This window comes from Bartonella acomydis (genome assembly GCF_039543025.1).
Lineage (GTDB): Bacteria > Pseudomonadota > Alphaproteobacteria > Rhizobiales > Rhizobiaceae > Bartonella > Bartonella acomydis.
Genome location: NZ_BAABIY010000097.1, coordinates 91155 through 105021, shown reverse-complemented (window position 1 = coordinate 105021; position 13867 = coordinate 91155). Strand labels below are relative to the sequence as shown.

Sequence of the window (13867 nt, the reverse complement as noted above, 5' to 3'; positions counted from 1 at the left end):
GAAAAGCATAAATGCGGGCCTCAAACGATATTAATGATCTTATCGCAATTGTTACAGCATTACGAAATCGTGACAGCGGATGTATTTGGAATATAAAACAAACATTTGAATCGCTCATGCCCTATATGCTCGAAGAAGTTTACGAAGTCATCGATGCTATTGAACGGGGAAATCGAGTTGATCTTTGTAATGAACTTGGTGATCTTCTTTTACAAGTCATCTATCATGCTACCATTGCACAAGAAGAAGGCAGTTTTACCTTTGAAGATGTTGTTTACACAATCTCTGCAAAAATGATTCGCCGTCATCCCCACGTTTTTGGAGATGCAGAACAAAAAAAACGTGGTTTTATAGCAGAAGAATGGGAAGATATAAAAAAACAAGAACGTGCTGAACAAAAACAATGCTGCAAGAATACAAGCTTATCACATGATTCCAACAAAAGCATTCTAACAAAAGTAAAAAAGATCCAGCCAGCAGATCAAGAAGCTCTCGCTTTACAAAAAGCAGCAGCTAAAGTGGGGTTTGATTGGCGCGAGAATCATAAAATTTTTGCAAAAATCGAAGAAGAACTCAATGAACTTAAAGAAGCAATTAAAGAGAATAAAACATCAGATATAGAAGCAGAATTCGGAGATCTCTATTTTATCCTCCTCAATCTTGCACACAACTTGAATATTGATTCACAAAAAGCACTAAAAAAAACAAATACAAAATTTCGAAATCGTTTTGCCTATATTGAAGAAACCCTATCCACTCAATCTAAAATACCAACTGATGCATCTTTAAGTGAAATGGAATCCCTTTGGAATGAAGCTAAAAACAGGAAATAAAAACAACAAGCTTTATCAACCTAAACAGTCAATGATCTCTCGAATTACTTAATAAAATTTCACGAAGCTCGATTGACTTTATATGTTTCATTTAACTGACTTTGTGAAGCAGGATGAAGCTCCACTGATTCTCCGCATCCACATGCTGAAACTTGGTTAGGATTTTTAAAGACAAAACCGGAACGAAGTGTTGTTACCTCATAATCCACCTGCGTTCCTAATAAAAATAACACTGCATCATGTGCTATAAAAACACGAGCACCATTCACTTCAACAACATCTGCATCTATCCCTTCTTCCTTTACAAGGGTAATGCTATATTCCATCCCTGCACAGCCACCTTTCTTGATCCCAATAAGAATACCATAGGCATCTTTTGCTTTCATAATCGCTTTAACACGATTTACTGCAGCTTCCGTCAAACTCATTATCGAAAAACGGCTCATAATTAACTCTTTTCTTGTAAAATAAAAACTTTAAAAGTATTCATCTCTGATATGTTATTTATTTGATGTACCAGAAACAAAATCACAAGACTTCATAAAATATTTCGATCATTTTTCATTGCAATAAAAGCCTCATATCCAACAATTTGGAATTGCCGATTATGTAATCTACGATTTCTATTTTACTGTAAACGCATAACCTATACAAAATGCTTTTTACAAAAGCCAACAATGAGAAAAACATTTTCATACATCTGTAACCATATTTATAAAAATACTTATCTAAAAAACTTTCGAAGAACAAATAAAAACCCTAACAAGATATCATTTTCTTTTCGCATGAAGTATCTTTTTAAAATAAATAGTTTGAGACCTGCAAAGCTTTGGTATTATGTCTTTTCATAGCACACGTAAAATAGTTGACTAAAGATGCAGATGTAGAGAAGAATCAAACTAAACAGCTTAATTATTTATTTTAAACAGCACGAAATATCAAAATACACAGTTTTATTTTACAAATGCAAGCCTTTTTAAAAGTATTAGAGAGCATTTTAGGTCCGTCTCTGGTTATTTTTCTCTTGCCTTTGAAGAGACTGTCGTTTAGTCGTTTTACACAGTTCGGAGCGTAGCGCAGCCTGGTAGCGCACTTGACTGGGGGTCAAGGGGTCGTGGGTTCGAATCCCGCCGCTCCGACCAGTTTTTTTTAAAAGAAATATAAGTTAGATACAAAATATACCTGCATTTTTGAATTGATTTACTATCCCATGATGCAAAGAGGGAATAAAAAAACTACTCGTCAATAAAAGATATTAAAAACGCGAGACCTTTGTCTCGCGTCATTCTACGATTTCAAAAAAATTGATGATTATCCAATGTTGTCAGTCTTTAAATTCGCCTTACGCCTATTCTGAACTGTTATCATTTTTCATCGCAGATGATGATGTCTGCACAGTTATTTTTTTAGGTTTTAATTCAGCAGGCATTTCTCTTTTAAGCTGAATATGAAGAAGACCATCACCAAGTTCTGCTCCAATAACCATAACATGATCAGCTAAATGAAAACGCCGCTCAAAAGCGCGCGAAGCGATACCCCTATACAGAAACTCTCGTTCTTCATCATCATTTTCAAGCTTTCTTTCACCCTTAATGATTAATTGATTACAATGCGTTTCAATATCGATTTCATCTTGAGAAAAACCCGCAACAGCCATAGAAATCCTATAAGAATCTTCAGTTAAACGCTCAATGTTATAGGGTGGATAAGAAGAAACATCATCGAGTTGAGTTCTAGAATCAAACCAATTGAAAAGATGATCAAAACCTACTGTGGAACGATAAAATGGTGAAAAATCTACTTGACGCATAAACACGGCCCTCCTCTAGAGCGACTATAATCTATCATTGATTCACTAAACTTCCCAATGGCCAATTTTTAGTGAACCGGCAGTCCCACTATGGCAACTGCATATTATTATCTGGTAATCTTTCTATGTTATTTCAACTCTTTTGTGCTTAAATTCATAAAAATATATAGGAAGCAATATAACTATTTTTTAACTCTTCTTCACCATTACATAGATGTCAGTATTCTCGTTATCTTATTTTGCACTAAGTTGCAAAAATACACTTCAAAGGATGCCAATTGGATATCCCTCTTTATCCCACATATAGGAATCCCCCTCCTCACAATATCTGCAATAGCTACCTTACAACAGCTATAGATCGAGAAATTCGTTTTGCAATAACATATCCTGAAATAAAAAAATCGAAGGGAACAGTTGTTATTCTCGAAAGCTATGCAAATATTTTAGAAGAATATTTTTTATCAATGAATGAATTGTCTAAACGCGGTTTTCATACCGCAATATTTGACTGGTTTGGTAGAGAAAAATTATCTTTCAACAAAAAAAAACAGCATCGACACCGCTATTTTAATATTAATAATGATATTAATGATTTAGATGAATTTCTTAAAAAGATAGTCTATTCCGATTGTCCACCACCTTACTATATATTAGCCTATGAAATGGGGGGATTGATAGCACTGAGTGGATTGGATCTTCTTAACTATCGATTTAATAAAATGCTTTGCGTTTCTCCCCTTTTTGCGCCTTTGGGCAACAAAATAAATGGTTTTCAACATAAATTAACACAATTTCTTTCTGATATAGGTCTAGGTTTCTTACCTGCTAAAGGAGAAAAAAAGCTCAAACAAATAAAACAAAAAAATATGCAATTGTTGGCACCCCCTCATAAAGAAGCTTTTTCCCTTATCAGGCCTCCAACATCCCAATGGATGGCATCAGCACTTAATGCAATTGCTTCCATGAAACAAAGTATTCTTCATGGAAATTTAAAAATTCCGACACTGTGTATCCTTGCCAGCCAAAATAATATTGTAAACAACATTGAAGTGCGACAATTATGCCAACATACGCGCCTATTAGACAGTATCACCATTACAGGAGCCAAACTTGATACAATCATGTATAAAGATGATTATAAAAAACAATTTTGGGCTATATTTGATGCATTTATTTCTAGTGATATATCTATGAGTTAACTTTCAAAGTAAAAATATGACATTTCATAAAAGTTTTTATAAAATTTCACGTACATAGCTAAAAACTTAAAATAAATATCACCTTAGTTTTAAATTTAGAATGATTCTTTGAAATATAAAATTGACAAATAATGGAAATACATTAGTACAATATGACATAATCCTCTCAAGAAAACGTCAAGACTATAATAACTCATTGTTTACAGATATACCCCCCCGTGCAGCTATGCAGACAATAAACAGCCCTAAAAATTCTGCCTTGTCGTATAACTCCTCAGAGTCAAAAACTACAAAGCAATAATACATCTCTCTGATTTCCTAACAGAGACAGTTTATAAAATGAATACCCACGTAAATCTTTTAATGGAGGTTAGATGAAAGTAAAAAGAAGCAAAATTTACGCCATCATGCTTAAAATATTCATACATTGCTTTTTTCTTTTAATGCCAATCCATTTCAAATTTAACTAACTCACAACGAATATGCTGTATTCTTGACAAGAATGTAAGAATTAATCATTTTGCCATTTATTTCAATCATGAGCATTTTATCATCTTTTGTATAAAACTCTATATTGTATAATTAATATGGCAAAAACCCTGAAGAACGGAGCCATTGGAATATAATCATGAAACGAATCCTGCTCGCAGAAGATGATAACGATATGCGCCGCTTTCTCGTAAAAGCCTTAGAACGTGCAGGCTACGAAGTCGCTGACTTTGATAATGGCGCTAGCGCATATGAACGTTTACAAGAAGAACCATTTTCTCTTCTCCTTACTGATATAGTAATGCCAGAAATGGATGGAATTGAGCTAGCACGACGTGCTACTGAAATTGATCCTGATTTACGGATAATGTTTATTACAGGATTTGCAGCAGTTGCACTCAATTCAAATAGCGATGCTCCTCCTGATGCAAAAATACTTTCTAAACCTTTTCATTTGCGTGAGCTTGTAAATGAAGTTGAAAAAATACTTATAGCTGCTTAAAGAATATTTTTTGAATTATTTTTGTCTAATTAAATAGAAAACTAAATTAGGCATTGACGTTTGTCATTCTATATGGTGTATGCAACATCAATAAATGGGCGTGTAGCTCAGCGGGAGAGCACTACGTTGACATCGTAGGGGTCACAGGTTCAATCCCTGTCACGCCCACCATTTTTTTTATTTTGCAAATAATTTATTGGTTTTCTATATGTTTTTAGACATGTAAGATGCATAAACAAACGCGAGAAAATATTACACCATGAATGCCTACCACTTAACATGAAGACACTTAGTTATCCTTATAAATCAATGTGATGGGTCTCTTATAACAACAATAAAATTTCTAAATAAAAGGCCTTTTTGCTCTAATTTAGCTTTGTAATGTCCATCCAAAAGTGAAAATTATTTGAATGTTTCAAGCTGCTTCAAGAAGGAAAATATTATATGTTGTATTTCTCTTTTCCCTGCTTGGGAAAATATTTTTTAACTACCAAAAGAAACTTTTTTAATTTGAAAAATAATAATACTCTCTTTTAAACAAAAATCTTCACTTTCTCAAAAAATATGAAAGCCTTTATTATATCATAAATAAAAAAATCGACCAATAGGACCTTCTCTCATCGCCTAGAATTTATCTTTAAAGATTGATATCTTCTCTGTATAAGTTTGTATGAGAGTGATATGAATAAAAGATATCTCTATTAATATCATCACTGAAAAATAGAAAACCACCAATTCAAAATAAATGTTTTCTTCCTATTTTACCTGCATTAGTCATCCCCCTTTCAATTAAATCATTGGAGATAAAATCTTCATTTGTAGAAAAAGTAGAAATAAGCTTGTTAAAGATAAGTTGTAAAATAATCTGTTTTTTGAAGTATATAACCAAGCAGAAATTAAAAAATTAGTATATAGATGAAAAATGCATAGCAACACGTACTTTTAATGCAAGTGCTACATTAAACTTCAAGCGCTATTGACTGCTCTGAAAATAACATAACACCCTTCCCTACTAAAACAGCCGAAAAAAACTCATAATAAAATCAATCAGAAAAATTCAAAAAAGTTCGGAGCATACAAAAAAATAAGCTAATAGAATCAAAACAACCAAAAATTTCCGAACTTTTGTATAATCTCTTCATATCATTTAAACATGGTGATCCCGACAGGATTCGAACCTGTGACCCACGGCTTAGAAGGCCGTTGCTCTATCCAGCTGAGCTACGGGACCAACTGAGATTCTCTCAATTAAAATAACATAACTAATGCGTCCAAGATTGCTGCCTATCGCTGCGAAAATTATCAGAATAAGAAACAGCACGCCGAATCGCTTTATGTGTTTTTTCTACACGGTAAGGGATAGCATTCTTACATGCAAAAGAAATTGCTTCTTCTTTACTACTAAAACGAATTTTTATCTGACTAGTCATATCAGAAGTTGCCGTATACCCCATAAGAGGCTCGAGCATTTTTGCCTGTAACGGCTCATATTGCAAAATCCAAAAACCAATATTCCTTCTACCTGACTGCATTGCCGTCTTAGCAGGACTATAAATACGCGCAACCATAATTACTTCCCTTTAGAATATACAACCATTAAATGATAATTTCTCACCACAGATATACGATTGTAACATTCTCTCACATAAAACCAAATATGGTCGGAGCGATAGGATTCGAACCTACGACCCCCTGATCCCAAATCAGGTGCGCTACCAGGCTGCGCTACGCTCCGCCATTTACATTTATTTGATGAACATTCCCTAAAATTTTCACAACAGAAGTGCAAGAGGAAAACACATTTTTTTTTAATTTTGTTGTATTTCTTTACAAGAAAAATTTTCCAACTTTTTATTCTTCTAAATAATATACCTTCAAATGATATCCTCATTAACAAAAATAAAAAGAGAATGTCTAATGCAAAGGGGCAAGTAAATCCACTTTAACAAATACAGAGCCTCTCTATAGGAATTCTACAATTCATATATAGCTTCAAAAACTTCATAACACTATGAGTGAATAAAATTCTAACACACAAACTTGTCATCTCAAAAAATTCCAAAGTTATAAAATGCAATATGCTAAAAAGCAGTTCCTACTGAACTTTCATATTAAGCACTTCACTAATGACAGCACGTGTTATTTTGCTCTTTCTCTGTAATGCTAAGCGATCAACAGAATCAATAACATGCCTCAAGGCAAATAAGGAACGTTCACAACGGCTTACAAGGTAGTGAACAGCATCCGGATGAACAATAATTTGCTTATCAGAAAAAAGTTTGAAAGCAACAGCTCTTAACAATGCATCATCAGGCTGATTAATTGCAACCAACATAACTGAATTAAGTCGACTTTTTAAATCATTTAACTTTAAATTCCACGCTGATGGAACTGTACGAGCAGTAATCAACACAGTCGCTTGACCTGTATTAAGATTCGCTTGCTTAACACTATTAATCAAGTGAAAAAGCCCCGTCTCATTAATTTCATCTGCATCAATATCTTCAATTAAAAATGATCGCCCTGAAGAAGCCATAGCAACAACCTGATCAATTTCATTGCGATGAAGACTTAAAGCATCCGCTTTTTGTGCCCATACACTAGAAAAGTGCGTTTTCCCAGATCCTTCTTTTCCAACCAAAACCGCTATAGGAAAGACCCAATTTGGCCAATGATCAATAAGCTGAAAAGCTATAAGATTGCTTTCCGTCACAACTAAATCATCAAATTGGAAAACCGGATTATAAGAAAAATTTAAAGGTAATTGCTTTTCACGGCCATTCATTCTAGCGACTCCGAGTTTCCACTTCGCGAATACATTTGAGAATTAAGATAAGTATGAAGAGCAAAACGAACCAAAACAGCAACAGCCGCTGCGGCAGGTACAGCAACAAGCATACCAGTAAAACCAAAAAGCGAAGAAAAAGCAAAAAGTGCAAACATCAACCACACGGGATGTAATCCTACTGATGATCCGACAAGTTTTGGCTGAAGAATATAGCCTTCAACAAATTGACCAATTAAAAAGAGTATCATGATAATGACAATCCACACCCAGTTATCCGGATAAAACTGGACCCATGCAACACCAACAGAGAGTACAAAACCACTCATCGTGCCAATATAAGGAACAAAGCTTATAATGCCAATAAACATACCAATCAAAAGACCAAAATTGAGACCTGTAATAGTAAGACCAATAGCATAGTAGCCTCCCAATATAAGGCAGACTGTGCCTTGTCCACGCACAAAGCCAGCGATAGCTCTATCCATTTCATGAAAAATACTACGAACGGTTTCAAGATGATCTCGTGGTATCAACGAATCAATTGCTGAAACCATACGAGGCCAATCTAATAACATATAAAATGTCACTACAGGTGCCACCACAAACAAGCTGACAAGATTAACGATAGATTTTCCTGACTTTAAAAGTGAATTTAAAAGAGATGTAATAAAATCAGAACTTTTTCCTAAAAGCCCTTTAATATTACTCTGTAATTCATTTGGATCACTCCCAAAATAGCGCCGAACCCAATCAAAATCATGTTCAACGAAAAAAGTTTGAATACGATTAATATAAACGGGCAAACCATTACTCATAAATTGCTGTATTTGCCAACTAATAATAGGAATTAAAATAATTAAAGCCGCAACAAAGATAACAATAATAAACAAAGTAATGAGGATAGTGCCAAAAACACGACGAATACCAAACTTTTCAAGCAATTGAACAATGGGATTAAGGAAATAAGCCAATACAATCCCTGCTACAAAAGGAAGTAAAACAGATCCAAAAACAAACATAAAAAGAATGAAAAAAACCAATGTACCAAGCCAGAAAAAAATTTGTTTTTTCATATTACTTGGTAATGGCACTTGAGTGTAAGCTGGTACATAAGTTTTATAACGATCACGAGATCCATTCTCACACACTTTTTTTTTCATAGGCTGCCAAAACGACTGCCCCTGATTATCTGGTATCTTGCTCATAAAATATCCTAAAAAATTCTTCACAAAGATTATAAACTTCTTCAATATGGGGCACAAGCAGAGTTGCTTATTTTCTAAAAATGGTAAATATCAATTTCTCTTGCAGAGATAACTCTATCATGGCATTGCATAACATCAAAATCTGATTTTCCATAAGGAAGGCTCCAATGAGCAATCACGATCTTATAAATGATAAATCTAAATGTGGTCTTACCTACGCACAAGCTGGTGTTAACATCGATGCAGGCAATACCATGGTAGAAAAAATTAAACCCTTTATACGTGGGACAAAACGAGCAGGAGCAGATGGAGAAATTGGCGGTTTTGGTGGCCTTTTTGATTTAAAAGCAGCCGGCTTTACAGATCCCATTCTTGTTGCAGCCAATGATGGTGTAGGAACAAAATTGAAAATTGCCATTGAAGTAGGTTACCATAATACTGTGGGTATTGATCTTGTCGCCATGTGCGTTAATGATTTACTCGTACAAGGTGCTGAACCTCTCTTTTTTCTCGATTATTTTGCAACGGGTAAACTTGATCCTGAACAAGGTGCTGCAATTATCTCTGGTATTGCAGAGGGTTGTAAACAAGCAGGTGCTGCTCTTATTGGAGGAGAGACTGCAGAAATGCCAAGTATGTATGCAGAAGGTGACTATGATTTAGCCGGCTTTTCCGTAGGAGCATGTGAACGTGGCGCATTACTCCCTGCAAAAGATCTTACAGAAGGTGACATCATTTTAGGTCTTAGTGCATCTGGAGTTCACTCCAATGGTTTTTCTCTTATAAGGCGAATCATTGAACAGAATCACCTAAAGTGGGAAGATCCTGCCCCTTTTAATCCTCAGATGAGCCTTGGTGAAGCGTTTCTCACACCAACACGCATTTATGTAAAATCACTCCTCCCTATTATACGAAATTATAAAGGAATCAAAGCTCTTGCTCATATCACGGGGGGAGGCTTTCCTGAAAACATTCCACGAATACTTCCATCTTCTCTCTGCGCTGAAATCAATCTTTCTGCCATTCATGTTCCACCCATCTTTTCATGGATAGCCAAACAGGGTAGAATAGAAGAAACTGAAATGCTACGCACATTTAATTGTGGCATTGGCATGATTGTTATCGTAGCACAACACGCCGTTGAAAAAATTACGCAAACACTTGAAATACAGGGAGAAAACGTTACCTCTCTTGGCATTTTAACAAAACGCCAAAACAAAGGAATACTCTATAAAGGTACACTTCACTTATGAAAAAACAAATCGTTGTTTTTATCTCTGGCAATGGTTCCAATATGACTGCTCTTGCCAAAGCCAGCAAGCAAAAGGAATACCCTGCTGAAATCGTTGCAGTTATTTGTGATAATCCCCATGCTGCTGGCATTGAAAAGGCTTATCACCATAACTTACCTGTTCATGTTGTTGATCGTAAAAATTATCCAACAAAACAAACGCATGAAGAAGCTATCTTTAAGATTTTAGCCCAATATCAACCGGATCTTCTCTGCTTTGCAGGCTATATGCGCCTTATTTCAGCGCATTTTGTAAAACTTTATGAAGGACGAATTTTAAACATTCATCCTTCTCTTTTACCTTCATTTAAAGGTTTAAATACGCATGAAAGAGTTTTACAGGCAGGCGTTAAAATCACTGGTTGCACTGTTCACCTTGTGACAAAAGACATGGATGCAGGAAAAATTCTTGCTCAAGCAGCCGTTCCAGTCTGTCCCAATGATACCACTGATGACTTAGCACAGAGAGTTCTGAAAGCAGAACATAAACTTTACCCACAGGCTTTAAAATTCTTCATTGAAGGGCAAAATAAAAATATAGATACGCAACAACAACTTTTGTCCTTTTGAGTGTATCATTGGTTTTTTTCAATATTGTATTTAAAATGTGTATCAATATCACTCTTCTAAACTAATAAATAGAATCTACGTATCTTCATGAATAATTTTATTAAAGTATAAAGTACTTTTCCATTTTAAATGCTAACAATAAACTTCTAAACAACTATCACGTATTCAGTGCAATCATTTTACGCACTTCTATGTTTATTTTTCAAGATACTCTCAATTTTTATCTTAATAATCTTTTAAAATTGCCCTCCTCCTCCTTCTAAAGGACGCAGCTTCCCTAGCACAAAAGTCATAGATAATCTAGATTCTTTTCGCGGAATTCCACGATTAACCACTTCATGTACTTTACTTCATAGGTATTTCGAACATAAGCTACCCTAAACACTTGTCTCTACGACTAATAAAAACAGCTCATCTATAAATTTTTTATACACCTTTTTCCCTAAACAATAAGTATTTTATAACACAATTTTCATTTTATTCTGCAAGTGTTTCTTTAACTGTTAAAGCTAATTGTTTAAGTGTAAATGGCTTAGATAAAAAGCCAAAAACAGCATCTTGTGGAAGGTTTTTAGCAAATGCATCTTTTGCATATCCAGAAACAAAAAGAAATTTGATATCAGGATAATTTTTACGTGCTTCCTTAAGCAATGTTGGACCATCCATTTCTGGCATCACCACATCAGAAACAATAATATCAACAGCCCCGTTATTTTCCTCAAGAATAGCAATAGCTTCCGCCCCACTTGCCGCCTCTAAAACCTTATATCCTCTCATTTGAAGAGCTCTTACCCCACCCATTCTGACAGCATCTTCATCTTCAACCAACAAAACAGTTGCAGATCCTGTTAAATCCACATTTTTGTCTTGTTCTTCATCTTTTTTTATCTGCTGAGAAGTTTCACCGTAAGTACTAGGAATATAACGAGGGAGAAAAATATGAAATACCGCTCCTTCCCCCTCTCTACTCTCACAGTAAATATATCCCCCTGTCTGTTTGATAATTCCATAAACCATTGATAAACCAAGACCTGTTCCTTTTCCAACTTCTTTTGTTGTAAAAAATGGTTCAAACATTTTTTCTTGTATAGAAGATGATATTCCCATTCCTGTATCTGAAACAGACAATTGCACATACTCACCAATTCCAAAGCCAACATGATCGAATTCAGCACTTTGTTGTTTTGTAATATTGTTTGTTGCAATCGTAACAATCCCTCCATTAGGCATGGCATCACGCGCATTAATAACCAAGTTCATAATTACACGCTGAAAAGATGCTTGATCAATTTCAACGCTCCATAAATCTCTTCCATGGATAATTTTTAACTGAATATTATTGCCTAAAAGGGGTAAAATAAGATTGCGGATATCTGATAAAAATTCTGTAAAATCAACTTCTTCAGGTCGAAGTGTTTGCTTCCTAGAAAAAGCAAGTAACTGCTGTACAAGTGCCGCTGCACGATTGGCATTGTTTTTGATATTCATAAGGTCAGCATGTGCAGGATCAGAACTACGGTGCGTATTTAAAAGGAGATCACACGACATTAAAATTGCTGTTAAAACATTATTAAAATCATGAGCAATACCGCCTGCCAATTGCCCAACAGCTTGCATTTTTTGATTTTGTATCATCTTATCTTCAAGCGTTTTTTGTTCTGTCGTTTCCATAACGGAAATAATGACAAAATCCCGTAAAGGATCATCACAATAGGACTTTATAGGCATGAGATGGAGACGCAAATGGCGCTCTTCATTGTTTTCTAAAACAGTTTCTATCGAAACTGTATAACTTTTATTTGTCGTAATTTTTTGAAATGCACGTTCTAATTGTGCACGATCACGATGCGATATAACATTATAGAGATCAAGAAAAGTCTTGCCTACACATCCCGTAAGGGATGAAAAAGCATCATTCATATGAACCAATTGCCCCTTCTGATTCACCACTGCTATTGCAAATGGATTCGCATCAAAATACTCTACTAAGATACTGGGCAATTGTACTTGCTCATCGTTCTCTTGTCTTTGTACTTGTTGTGGGATTATCACAATACGATAAATGGCTTCGTCCTCTAAGAAAGAAGAAGCAGACATAAAACAATTCAATATTTTCTCAACACCGGTCTCTGCATTTAAACACAATGAAAACCTATAAGGCAAAGAGTAACCTGAACTTTGATGTCTGTCGTTTTGCAAACAAATGTCACTCCATGCGCTATTTTCTCCAACGCTATCAAATAATTGATCAAAACTATATTGACCAACGGTAAAATTTGCCAAATCAATTGAGAACCATTCAGCAAAAATTGCATTTGCATAAAGAATAGTTCCTTGTGTATTAACGGATAAAAATCCAACGGGTGCTTGATCTAAATGATTGATAGCTTCTTGAAGATTCGAGAAAAAAACTTCACGACATTCCTGTAAATGTGAAATATTGCTAATGCGCCAAAATAAAAACCTTTGTCTCCGCTTTCTGATCGGTTGAACAGAGATATTATACCAAACAGGTTTTTTTTGTGTAGAATGAGCAAAAATTGACTGTTCAACCCTTAATTCTTCTTGCGCGGCAAGATGACTATATGCTGCAACTTTTAAACGATAAGCCAGAGCACCAGCACCAGGAAGCTCAGCAATCACCATATAACAAGAGGACTGAGGATTATAGGTAAGAATTTTTTGATAACTTTGATTAGAATAATAAACAAAACCGGATAAATCAGAAACTATAATTGCATCATCACTAGTATCAAAAATACTCAAATCAAAGTTATCATATAACTGCACCTCTCTATATCTTAAAAAACCCTTTCTACTCAGCACAAATGCAGCAATCCCTATAACCGCCAAAGCCCCAAAAGATACCACCCAAGCTTTTTGAAAAGAACTCTGTGGATAAGAAAAAACTACAATACCTAAAATGAAGATAAAAACGATTACAAAAACAACACGAAGAATCATACCTCCTCGATATACAGAAAAAGCCGATGATTTTTTACTATTTTCAAAATCTTTATCCATCTCACTTTGCCTTGATTATAGCTGTTTTTATAGCCTAAATTACTTCTATAAGTATTTTTATGAAGTATATACCAACAACAATATCTCCCCAAAACAATCACGCAATTTTAAAAGATTTTTTATATTATATTAAATGAATGTTTTAAGGGTATATTT

The 13867-nt window shown here is 34.7% G+C and carries 11 protein-coding genes and 4 tRNA genes; 7 read left to right on the top strand and 8 right to left on the bottom strand.

The window, feature by feature from the left end; genetic code table 11:
- The first annotated feature begins 11 nt into the window (after positions 1 to 11).
- Positions 12 to 833 carry a nucleoside triphosphate pyrophosphohydrolase gene (mazG, locus tag ABD909_RS08475; protein ID WP_345097485.1) on the top strand — a complete coding sequence of 274 codons (822 nt, stop codon included), beginning with the start codon at positions 12 to 14 and terminating at the stop codon, positions 831 to 833.
- Between the two features lie 59 nt (positions 834 to 892).
- On the opposite strand, the gene ABD909_RS08470 is transcribed toward mazG, so the two are convergent.
- On the bottom strand, positions 893 to 1279 hold the full coding sequence (locus ABD909_RS08470) for an iron-sulfur cluster assembly accessory protein (RefSeq protein ID WP_345097484.1): 387 nt from the start codon (positions 1277 to 1279) through the stop codon (positions 893 to 895).
- 619 nt (positions 1280 to 1898) lie between these two features.
- Between ABD909_RS08470 and ABD909_RS08465 the strand changes: the two genes are divergently transcribed.
- Positions 1899 to 1975 (top strand) — tRNA-Pro (locus ABD909_RS08465).
- A gap of 206 nt (positions 1976 to 2181) precedes the next feature.
- Here the strand turns inward: ABD909_RS08465 and ABD909_RS08460 are convergent.
- The gene (locus ABD909_RS08460) at positions 2182 to 2643 is read right to left on the bottom strand and encodes an Hsp20 family protein (protein ID WP_345097483.1); all 462 of its coding nucleotides are present in this window, start codon (positions 2641 to 2643) and stop codon (positions 2182 to 2184) included.
- A 278-nt stretch (positions 2644 to 2921) separates the two neighbouring features.
- Between ABD909_RS08460 and ABD909_RS08455 the strand changes: the two genes are divergently transcribed.
- The 3 genes from ABD909_RS08455 (at position 2922) to ABD909_RS08445 (ending at position 5004) form a co-directional block, all read left to right on the top strand.
- The gene (locus tag ABD909_RS08455) at positions 2922 to 3842 is read left to right on the top strand and encodes a serine aminopeptidase domain-containing protein (protein ID WP_345097482.1); all 921 of its coding nucleotides are present in this window, start codon (positions 2922 to 2924) and stop codon (positions 3840 to 3842) included.
- A gap of 628 nt (positions 3843 to 4470) precedes the next feature.
- Positions 4471 to 4833, top strand: coding sequence for a cell cycle two-component system response regulator CpdR (gene cpdR, locus ABD909_RS08450; protein ID WP_345097481.1), 363 nt, complete (start codon positions 4471 to 4473; stop codon positions 4831 to 4833).
- Positions 4834 to 4929: 96 nt separating this feature from the next.
- Positions 4930 to 5004: transfer RNA gene (locus tag ABD909_RS08445), tRNA-Val, on the top strand.
- Positions 5005 to 5987: 983 nt separating this feature from the next.
- Here the strand turns inward: ABD909_RS08445 and ABD909_RS08440 are convergent.
- The 5 genes from ABD909_RS08440 to ABD909_RS08420 all read right to left on the bottom strand — a co-directional run bounded on the left by ABD909_RS08440 (position 5988) and on the right by ABD909_RS08420 (position 8826).
- A tRNA-Arg gene (locus ABD909_RS08440) sits at positions 5988 to 6064 on the bottom strand.
- Positions 6065 to 6095: 31 nt separating this feature from the next.
- Positions 6096 to 6401 carry an ETC complex I subunit gene (locus ABD909_RS08435; protein WP_345097480.1) on the bottom strand — a complete coding sequence of 102 codons (306 nt, stop codon included), beginning with the start codon at positions 6399 to 6401 and terminating at the stop codon, positions 6096 to 6098.
- Positions 6402 to 6491: 90 nt separating this feature from the next.
- A tRNA-Pro gene (locus ABD909_RS08430) sits at positions 6492 to 6568 on the bottom strand.
- 360 nt (positions 6569 to 6928) lie between these two features.
- Entirely contained in the window at positions 6929 to 7618 is a 690-nt protein-coding gene (hdaA, locus tag ABD909_RS08425; protein WP_345097479.1) for a DnaA regulatory inactivator HdaA, read from the bottom strand.
- Positions 7615 to 8826: an AI-2E family transporter gene (locus ABD909_RS08420; RefSeq protein WP_345097478.1), complete on the bottom strand. Its 1212-nt coding sequence runs from the start codon at positions 8824 to 8826 to the stop codon at positions 7615 to 7617. The genes hdaA and ABD909_RS08420 overlap by 4 nt, the downstream gene beginning before the upstream one ends.
- A 167-nt stretch (positions 8827 to 8993) precedes the next feature.
- On the opposite strand from ABD909_RS08420, the gene purM reads away from it, so the two are divergent.
- Complete coding sequence (purM, locus tag ABD909_RS08415) at positions 8994 to 10079, top strand: phosphoribosylformylglycinamidine cyclo-ligase (RefSeq protein WP_345097477.1); 1086 nt, start codon at positions 8994 to 8996, stop codon at positions 10077 to 10079.
- Positions 10076 to 10687, top strand: a complete 612-nt coding sequence (purN, locus tag ABD909_RS08410) for a phosphoribosylglycinamide formyltransferase (RefSeq protein ID WP_345097476.1) — start codon at positions 10076 to 10078, stop codon at positions 10685 to 10687. Before purM ends, purN begins: the two co-directional genes overlap by 4 nt.
- 477 nt (positions 10688 to 11164) lie before the next feature.
- Here the strand turns inward: purN and ABD909_RS08405 are convergent, their stop codons facing one another.
- Complete coding sequence (locus tag ABD909_RS08405; protein WP_345097475.1) at positions 11165 to 13711, bottom strand: response regulator; 2547 nt, start codon at positions 13709 to 13711, stop codon at positions 11165 to 11167.
- Positions 13712 to 13867: the final 156 nt, after the last annotated feature.

Coding starts and splice junctions, on each gene's coding strand:
- mazG (WP_345097485.1), top strand. CDS start 12: ATGCGGGCCTCAAACGATATTAATGATCTTATCGCAATTGTTACAGCA.
- ABD909_RS08470 (WP_345097484.1), bottom strand. CDS start 1,279: ATGAGCCGTTTTTCGATAATGAGTTTGACGGAAGCTGCAGTAAATCGT.
- ABD909_RS08460 (WP_345097483.1), bottom strand. CDS start 2,643: ATGCGTCAAGTAGATTTTTCACCATTTTATCGTTCCACAGTAGGTTTT.
- cpdR (WP_345097481.1), top strand. CDS start 4,471: ATGAAACGAATCCTGCTCGCAGAAGATGATAACGATATGCGCCGCTTT.
- ABD909_RS08435 (WP_345097480.1), bottom strand. CDS start 6,401: ATGGTTGCGCGTATTTATAGTCCTGCTAAGACGGCAATGCAGTCAGGT.
- hdaA (WP_345097479.1), bottom strand. CDS start 7,618: ATGAATGGCCGTGAAAAGCAATTACCTTTAAATTTTTCTTATAATCCG.
- ABD909_RS08420 (WP_345097478.1), bottom strand. CDS start 8,826: ATGAGCAAGATACCAGATAATCAGGGGCAGTCGTTTTGGCAGCCTATG.
- purM (WP_345097477.1), top strand. CDS start 8,994: ATGAGCAATCACGATCTTATAAATGATAAATCTAAATGTGGTCTTACC.
- purN (WP_345097476.1), top strand. CDS start 10,076: ATGAAAAAACAAATCGTTGTTTTTATCTCTGGCAATGGTTCCAATATG.
- ABD909_RS08405 (WP_345097475.1), bottom strand. CDS start 13,711: ATGGATAAAGATTTTGAAAATAGTAAAAAATCATCGGCTTTTTCTGTA.